Source organism: uncultured Serinicoccus sp. (assembly GCF_947500995.1).
In the GTDB taxonomy this organism is placed as follows: domain Bacteria; phylum Actinomycetota; class Actinomycetes; order Actinomycetales; family Dermatophilaceae; genus Ornithinicoccus.
In genome coordinates, this window is sequence record NZ_CANMUA010000023.1 from 1 (window position 1) to 1,345 (window position 1,345).

Annotated in this window: 2 protein-coding genes; both read right to left on the minus strand. The window is 70.0% G+C overall.

What is annotated here, in order from left to right; all coding sequences use genetic code 11:
- Positions 1-9: 9 nt before the first annotated feature.
- On the minus strand, positions 10-720 hold the full coding sequence (locus Q0967_RS17250; protein ID WP_299451290.1) for an integrase core domain-containing protein: 711 nt from the start codon (positions 718-720) through the stop codon (positions 10-12).
- 236 nt (positions 721-956) lie between these two features.
- Positions 957-1,274: a helix-turn-helix domain-containing protein gene (locus tag Q0967_RS17255; protein WP_029202638.1), complete on the minus strand. Its 318-nt coding sequence runs from the start codon at positions 1,272-1,274 to the stop codon at positions 957-959.
- Positions 1,275-1,345 lie beyond the last annotated feature (71 nt).

Genomic DNA, 1,345 nt, shown 5'->3' on the forward strand with positions numbered 1-1,345 from the left:
TGTCCCGTGTCAAGTTCTTGGCAGGTTTTCGGGCTCGGGAAAGTTGGGTGAGCACGGGTCGGCCTGGCGCAGGTGCACCTCGCGCGGCCGGTTCCAGGACAGGGCCTCGTGCGGGCGGACGGTGTTGAACTCGGCCCGGAAGTCCTCGCCGTGGGTGACCAGGTCGTGCATGTCGTCGATCTGCTCGCGGTAGAGCCGCTCGTACTTCAGCGACTGGAACGCGCGCTCCCGGACGCCGTTCTGGCCCGGAGTGCGGACCCGGGTGCGGACGTGGTCCAGCTCCGGGGTGGCCTCGATGAAGGCCGCGAACCGTGCCGAGCGGAACGGGCCGCCGTTGTCGGTGACCAGCGTGATCGGCACGACCTCGCCGGTCTCGGGGTCGGTGAGGTACTCCAGCAGGTCCAAGCCCTCGGGCAGCAGCTCGCCCGCCTCGGCCAGGGCGAGCTCGACCGCGGCGACCGCGTCGTGCTGGTTGGCGGTCGGCGACCAGTGCCAGCCGAACTCGTACTTGGACCAGTAGTCCGCGATCCCGGCCACCCGCCAGGTCCCCCCGCCGGCGGTCTCGTACTCGGAGAAGTCGAACTGCCACACCATGTTCGGCCCGGTCGGCGTCTTGGCGAACGCCGCCTTGCGCTGCTGGGCGAGCTGGCGTCGCTCTCGCTGGTAGTCGGCCTTGAGCAGCAGCCCGGCGTCGTCGAGGATCCGCGCCGTGGTCGACATCGACACCCGATGCCCCGAGTGACGAGCCATCGCCCAGATCTTGCGGTGGCCCCAGGCGGTGTGTCTGGCCGCCAGATCAGTCACGACCTGCCAGGACGCCTGGCGCGCCGGCCGCGGCCACGGGCCCTTGGCAGGGCGCCCGGCCCGGGCATGCGCCTGCCACCGGCGGTAGGTCCGCTCGGGGACGCCGATCAGCTTGCAGAACCTCGCGGTCGGCATCCCCGCCTCGGTGCGGATTACCTCGAGGTCCTCGAAGGGCCCAGCCGGCCCTCGGCGCTCTTCTTCCACACCCGGGCCTGCAGGTGTGCCTCGCCCAGGGCGGTGGTCAGCTCGGCGACCTCAGCCTCCAGCTGCTCCTCCCGGGTCGAAGGCCCGGTCCGCCCCGAGGCCATCGCGGTCCGTCCCGCCTCGAGGAAGTCCGCCTTCCACCGCCCGATCGACTGCTCGGAGACCTTCTCCTTACGCGCTGCCTCGGCGATCGAGACCTCGCCAGCCAGGACGCTGAGCACGATCCTGGTCTTCTTCTCCGCCGGGATCACAGGTGGTCGTCCCACGGGTCATCTCCTTCATGGTCACGCCGATCATGCCTTCATAACCGGTCTGCCAAGAAGTTTGGAACGCGACA